This is a genomic window from Streptomyces sp. NPDC101178 (genome assembly GCF_044767965.1).
Classification (GTDB): domain Bacteria; phylum Actinomycetota; class Actinomycetes; order Streptomycetales; family Streptomycetaceae; genus Streptomyces.
This window is the reverse complement of record NZ_JBIWOZ010000001.1, coordinates 348,047-354,376: the sequence shown is the minus strand read 5'-3', so window position 1 is coordinate 354,376 and position 6,330 is coordinate 348,047. Positions and strand designations below refer to the sequence as shown.

General features: G+C 71.8%; 6 protein-coding genes and 1 pseudogene. 4 read left to right on the top strand and 3 right to left on the bottom strand.

What is annotated here, in order from left to right; all coding sequences use genetic code 11:
* The coding region (locus ACIRR8_RS01555) for a tetratricopeptide repeat protein (protein WP_404057766.1) at positions 1-416 on the top strand (416 nt) is incomplete at its 5' end.
* Positions 417-664: 248 nt separating this feature from the next.
* A complete protein-coding gene (locus tag ACIRR8_RS01550) occupies positions 665-1,639 on the top strand; it encodes a glutaminase (RefSeq protein WP_403112228.1) in 975 nt (324 codons plus the stop codon).
* 25 nt (positions 1,640-1,664) lie between these two features.
* On the opposite strand, the pseudogene ACIRR8_RS01545 reads toward ACIRR8_RS01550, so the two are convergent.
* A pseudogene (locus ACIRR8_RS01545) lies at positions 1,665-1,760 on the bottom strand (pyridoxamine 5'-phosphate oxidase family protein); the annotation flags it as partial.
* A gap of 5 nt (positions 1,761-1,765) precedes the next feature.
* Positions 1,766-2,509 carry a class I SAM-dependent methyltransferase gene (locus tag ACIRR8_RS01540; protein WP_404057763.1) on the bottom strand — a complete coding sequence of 248 codons (744 nt, stop codon included), beginning with the start codon at positions 2,507-2,509 and terminating at the stop codon, positions 1,766-1,768.
* A gap of 63 nt (positions 2,510-2,572) precedes the next feature.
* Between ACIRR8_RS01540 and ACIRR8_RS01535 the strand changes: the two genes are divergently transcribed.
* Together ACIRR8_RS01535 and ACIRR8_RS01530 are read left to right on the top strand one after the other, a co-directional pair.
* Positions 2,573-2,833: a hypothetical protein gene (locus tag ACIRR8_RS01535; protein ID WP_350675298.1), complete on the top strand. Its 261-nt coding sequence runs from the start codon at positions 2,573-2,575 to the stop codon at positions 2,831-2,833.
* Between the two features lie 46 nt (positions 2,834-2,879).
* The gene (locus tag ACIRR8_RS01530; RefSeq protein ID WP_404057761.1) at positions 2,880-3,413 is read left to right on the top strand and encodes a 2'-5' RNA ligase family protein; all 534 of its coding nucleotides are present in this window, start codon (positions 2,880-2,882) and stop codon (positions 3,411-3,413) included.
* 104 nt (positions 3,414-3,517) lie between these two features.
* Here the strand turns inward: ACIRR8_RS01530 and ACIRR8_RS01525 are convergent, their stop codons facing one another.
* Entirely contained in the window at positions 3,518-6,322 is a 2,805-nt protein-coding gene (locus ACIRR8_RS01525) for a phosphatidylinositol-specific phospholipase C domain-containing protein (protein ID WP_404057759.1), read from the bottom strand.
* Between the last annotated feature and the right edge of the window lie 8 nt (positions 6,323-6,330).

Here is a 6,330-nt window from a genome sequence, read left to right as displayed (position 1 = left end):
AGGAGGCGATGGTGATCGAGGAGCGGGTGGTGGCCGACCGGGAGCGGCTGCTCGGTGAGGACCATCCCTCCACTGTGCTGGCTCGGGCCAATCTCGCCGCCTCGTACGGGCAGGCGGGGCGGACCGAGGAGGCGATGGTGATCGAGGAGCGGGTGGTGGCCGACCGGGAGCGGCTGCTCGGTGAGGACCACCCCGACACCGTGAGGGCCCGGGCCAACCTCGCCGTCTCGTACAGGCAGACGGGGCGCACTGGGGAGGCGATCGAGCTGTTGGAGCGGGTGGTGGCCGACAGTGAGCGGCTCTTGGGCGAGGACCACCCCGACACCGTGATCGCGCGCCAAGTTCTCTCACAATGGAGAGAGCCGGGGTGGCTTCTCAGAGTGGTACGCAGGCTGAGCCGGCGCGGTGGGAAGTGAGGGCCTCGCGGTAGCCCTCGGGCGGATCCGGTCGGCTGCGGAGCCAAGGTGGCGGCCGCTGTAGGGGTGAGGCCGGTCTCCACGCACGCGGGCGCCAGGACGTGCCAGGGTCCGTACGTTCGCGCCTCGCACCCGCTCGTTGGCCGCCGCAACCAGCTTCGGCGCGCTCCGGCGCAGCTGGCAGACTGGGGGCGACCTCGATCCACCTCCGTACGCCGAACGCCGAACCGCCCCCGTCAGGAAACGCCGTGCCCCACACCTCCGCCGCCCCTCGGATCGGCACTCCGGCTCCGCGCCCGCGCCCCGGCTCCCACCGGTTCTCCTCGGTGATCAGCCGGATCGCCGAGGAGATGAGCGCGCTCGACGACCACGGCACGCCCGCCGACTACATACCGATGCTCGCCGGTGCCGATCCCCGGCGGTTCGGCATGGCCGTCGCGGAGCCGGACGGGACCGTCTACGGGGTCGGTGACTGGCGGCAGCCGTTCTCGACGCAGTCCATCTCGAAGGTGTTCGCCCTGGCCCTGGCGCTCTCCCTGGACGGCGGGCAGCTCTGGCAGGGCGTGGGGCGCGAGCCGTCGGGCAACCCGTTCAACTCGCTGGTGCAGCTGGAGTACGAGAACGGGATCCCCCGTAACCCGTTCATCAACGCCGGTGCGTTGGTGGTCACCGACCGGTTGCAGGCTCTGACCGGGGACGCCGCCGGCCAGGTGCGGGACCTGTTGCGCGCCGAGAGCGGCAACGCCGCCATCGACTTCGTACCGCAGGTCGCCGCCTCCGAGGCCGCCTTCGGGGACCGTAACGCCGCGCTGGCCCACTTCATGGCCTCCTACGGCAACATCACGCTGCCGGTCCCGGCCCTGCTCGCCGCCTACTTCCGGCAGTGCTCCATCGAGGCCTCGTGCGCGGACCTGGCCCTCGCCGCCGGGTTTCTGGCCCGGGGCGGTGTCCGGGCCGACGGGTCGGCGCTGTTGACCCGCAGCCAGGCGAAGCAGGTCAACGCGGTCATGCTCACCTGCGGGACGTACGACGCGGCCGGGGAGTTCGCCTACCGGGTGGGGCTGCCGGGCAAGAGCGGCGTCGGCGGCGGGATCATCGCCATCGTGCCGGGCGTGTGCACGCTGTGCGTCTGGAGCCCGGGGCTCGACAAGCGCGGCAACTCGGTGGCGGGTGTGTCGGCCCTCGACCGTTTCACCACGCTCACCGGGCTGTCCGTCTTCTGACGTGCCTACTTCCGTGCTGCCGGGCCTACTTGGTCCAGAACCGGCGCGGTGCGAAGCCCTCGCGTCGTAGCCGGTGCTCCGCGCAGACGATCCGCTCGGCCTCGATCACGACGAGAGGGCGTCCTGTCACACCTTCAAGCTCAGGGCGACGAGACGGTACTGAGGGTCCGGACGGGCCACGTCCTGGTCCGGCAGAGCGGCGAGCCGGCGCCGTACGTCGGCCACCTGGTCCGGGGACGCGTCGGTGCACCAGAGGATGAACCCCGCGTCGATCGCCTCGCACCAGCTGCGGGGGCTGCGGCCCTGGCCGATGCCCGGGAACTCCGTACGGCCCGTGGGCTCCAGCCCCACGTCCGCCGCCGCACCGACCACCCGGGCCGAGCGGTCGGACACCTCAGGTGCGTACCGGTGCCGCAGCTCCGCCGTGATCCGGCCGATGTCGCTGTCCTCCGTGAAGTACGCGTCGTTCTTGTCGACGGTGGTGATCAGCACCCCGCCGGGCCGCAGCACCCGGGCCGCCTCGGCCAGGACCGGTTCGGGGTCCGGCAGGAGGTGGAGCAGCCAGACGATGACCACGGCGTCCACCGAGGCCGCCGCGCACGGCAGCCGGGTGGCGTCGCCTCGTACGACACCTCCGGGCATCCGCCGCCCGGCCAGGCCCAGCATCCCGGGGGAGCGGTCGACGCCCACCACCGTCCGCCCCGGCCGCCGCAGCCGCCCGGTCACGATGCCCGTGCCGCACGCGATGTCCAGGACCACGCACGGCCCGTGCGGCAGGAGCCGCTCCACCGCGTCGGCGGCCGCGCGGGCTCTCGGTTCACCGCCTCGGGACGCGTCGTAGTGCCGGGCCTCTTCGTCGTAGTCGAGCATGTCCTCATCCTGTCCTGGCGCGTGCCGCGGTTTCGAACAGTCTCCCGGGGGCAACCGGCCGCCATGGAGACCAACGGAACCACCGAAGAAGCGCCGGTGACCCAGGGGGACGAGCACCACGTCCTCCTCAGCGCGGACACCAACGGCGACGGCAAGCCCGACGTGTGGATGACGGACACGACCGGTGACGGTGTCGCGGACGTCTACCAGTTCGACACCACCGGCGACGGCACGATCGACGTGACCGTGGTCGAGGGGGCGGAGGAGCCCGGCACCGACCGGCTGGTGATCGAGGGCGACGGCGGCCTCCCGCAGCAGGTCTGAGGCCGTCCGGAGGGCAAGCGCGGCACCACGACCGTACGCTGCGCTGGTGCACAGCATCGAGCTCCTGCCGGACGAGGCGACCGAGCGGGTCGTACGGCGCGTGTGGCGGTCCGTCGCCGACGAGGGCCTGCCCAGCCAGGCCGGCCACCGCCACCCGACCAACCGGCCGCACCTCACGCTCGCGGCGGCGGACGTCCTGCCGGCCGCCACCCGTACCGCACTGACGGAGGCGCTCGACGCGCTGCCGCTGCCGCTCCACCTGACCGGGCTGCTGCGCTTCTCCGGCCGGAACAACGTGCTGGCCTGGGCGGTACGGCCGGACGCGGCGCTGCTCGCGCTGCACGAGAGGGTGTGGCGGATCCTGCGGGAGGCCGACGGCGACGGCCGGTCCCATCCGCTGCTCGCTCCTGGCCGATGGGTCCCGCACATCACGCTCGGCCGGGGGCGCGGTGCCATCTGGCCCGGACCTGACTGCCGGTGGCTTCCGTCAGGGGCGGCGGTACCGGGACGGTGGGCCGAAGCCCGGACGTACGACTCGACGAGCCGGACGACGGACCGCATCGGCCCGGACGTGCGGTGAGCCGGGTGCCCCGAAACGAGAACGAAAGGGTCCGGGGCACCCGGCGTAACGCGAGAACCGTACGCGGGCTCAGCTACCGGTAGGACACGGAGCCGTGCGCCGGATCAGCTGCTGGCCGGCCTCGGCGCCACCACACAGTTCGACTTGCCCGACTCCAGCGCGCCGTTGACCGCCGTCGTGCAGAACTCGTAGTTCCACGTTCCGGGGACCAGGAACGCGATCCCGTGGTTCGTCTCCGAGATGACCGACTCGTCGGCCGCCGACTGGCTGCCGTTGTTGATGTTGCGGATCCACACCCGGTAGCCGGCCGCCTGCGCGGAGCCCTTCCAGCTGAGCTGGACGGTCGTCGCATCGGTCGAGACGACCTTCAGGCCCGTCGGAGCGGGCGGTGTCCCCGCGCCGACGACGACGGGCCGGCCGAGCGCGGGCAGTCCGCCGCCCGCCCGGTTCCAGGTCTGCACGGCCAGGGTGTACCGGTGGCCCGGCTTCAGCCCGTCGAAGTGGAGGGCCTTGTTCCGTGTGCCCACCGTCTGGACGAACGCGCCCGGGGTGTCCTGGTCGTACGCGATCACGCCGTAGCGGTCGATGGAGTCGGTGTACGGGCCGGTCGGCGCGCCCCAGGCGAAGTCGATGCCGGTCGCCGTGGGACGGGTGACGATGCCGACCGGTCCGGCCGCCGTCCTGGGCCGGGCCGTGGCGCTCACGGTGGACGACCAGGCGGAGCTGGTCGCACCGTTGTCCGTACGGACCTGGTACTCCCACTTCTGGCCATCGGCCACCCAGGTGGTGTCGAACCGGTTGCCGATCGAGCGCGCGGTGCTCCAGTCGGGCAGCCCGGCCAGGCGGGAGCGGACCTCGTACCCGTACGCCCCGAAGACCTGGTCCCAGGTGACCACGATCCCGCTGTCCGCCGAGGTGGCCTTCACGTTGCCCGGGGTGCCGGACGGGCGGGCCGGGCCGGTGGTCGGGACGCTCGGGGCGGAGGTGCCGAGGCCGAACTCCTTGTGCAGGGTGGTCCCGAAGGCACCGGCGATCTGGTACTCGCCGACGGCGTTGGGGTGCAGGCCGTCGTAGGCGGCGGGGCAGGAGGCCGGAGCGCAGTCGTAGGCACCGGCCCAGTCGACGAGCTTGACCGGCGAGGAGGACGAGTGCCAGCCGGGGATGGCCTCGGCGAGCGCCTCGTTGTACGCGGTCGTCTTGGTGATCAGGTCGTCACGGCCGCCGATCTTCGCCCGCTGCGGGACGTTGGCCACGGCGAACTTCAGGTTGGGCTTGGCGGCGCGGGCCTCGTCCACCAGCTTCTTCATGCTGTCGAGGGTGCCGCCGGCGTCGCTGACGAACCAGCCCATGTCGTTGAAGCCGAGGCCCACCAGCAGCAGGTCCGGCTGGTACTTCGCGACCTGCTCCTTGATCAGGGACTTGTCCTGGGCCGCCTGCCGTCCCCAGACCGCGAAGTGGTCGCTGTCGAAGCCCTGCGCGTCCTTGGCATACGCGCCGGAGGTCTTCGGCGGACCGGCCGCCGGTTCCGGCTCGCCCTGGAGGCGCGGCGGCTGCGGGGCGGACGGGGTGTCCTGGGGCTTCGTACCGCTGTACGGGCCCACGAAGTCGACGGCGATCCGCTGGTCGCGGAACCACTGCCAGAGCCGGTAGCGCCAGGTGTAGTCCCCTTCGTGGCCCTGGGACATGGAGTCGCCGACGACCATCACCTTGCGGGTGGAGCCGCCGGTCTCGTTGCGGCCGATGATGTCGTCGATGAGCTTCCCGCCAGGGAAGTCCATCATCACGACGCCCATCCGGTCCAGGCCGGACCGGCCGCCGAACTTGTCGCCGCGGTCCGCGTGGAACTCCGGGCACCGGTCGTTCTCGCCCTGGAGGCACTGCCGCAGGAAGGAGTTGACCCCGGTCGCCGTGGGCGTGCCGCCCGCCACGGTGTAGGGGTGGGCGCCCCCGCCCGTACCGCTGGTGTAGTTGATGTACAGCGCGCCCGGCTTGTACGGGTACTCCTTCTCACCGGGCCGTGAGGAGTCCCAGGTGCCGTTGGCCTTCCGCAGGTGGGCCCGGACCTTCTCCCACTTGCCGGCGATGTCGCTGATGGTGTCGACCTCGTACGCGTCCTGCACGTACTCCTCGTTGGAGCCGCCGGCCGGGTACGGCTGCTTGATCCCGTACCCGTCGTAGATGCCGCCCTTCGTGGCCCGGTAGCCCATCAGGACCACCTTGCCGCGCACCTCACCGAGCGAGGGGACCTGGCCGGCCTGACCCCTGCCGGTCACCGAGGGAGCCCAGAACAGGTCGCGCCAGGCGGTGGACCTGGTGCTCTCGTCGCCGTCGCCGGTGTAGGAGCGGCCGTCGAGGTAGGAATCGAAGACCTTCTTGCGCCACTCGTCCGTACGGTAGCCCTCGGCGTCCTCGCAGCCGAAGGTGCCGCCGTCGCACTCGGCCTTCAGATGCAGGAGCACCGTCTCGTCGGGCTCGTCGCGCAGGAAGTCGCGGGTCGCGTTCAGCACGTCGGTGAAGTTCGCGTACTGGTAGGCGGCGCCGTGGTGGATCGTGAACTTCAGCCCCTCGTCGCCCTTGTCGAGCCGGACCCGGATGTCGAGGGCCCGGATACCGGCGCGGAACTGGGTGGTCAGCGTCTGCGCGCTGAACCCGTGGTTCTCCTGGGTCTGCGTGATGCTGGTGGCGATGCCTCCGCACTTCCCGGTCTTCGGATCCCGCTCGCCGCAGAGCGCGAGGCTGTCGTGGGTGCCGGGCACGGAGAGCCAGGACAGGCTGGTGCCGTCCGCGATACGGGACATCCAGTCGACGTTGGGCGCGGAGGCGCTGGTGATGCTGTTGTAGGCGTCACTCGCCTGCGCGGGTGCGGCGGACAGGGTGAGCGTCGAGAGGGAGAGCGCCAGGGCGAGCACGGCCCCGA

Bases quoted from the DNA above. Each gene is read 5' to 3' on its own strand.
- ACIRR8_RS01540 (WP_404057763.1), bottom strand. From the start codon at position 2,509: ATGCTCGACTACGACGAAGAGGCCCGGCACTACGACGCGTCCCGAGGC.
- ACIRR8_RS01535 (WP_350675298.1), top strand. From the start codon at position 2,573: ATGGAGACCAACGGAACCACCGAAGAAGCGCCGGTGACCCAGGGGGAC.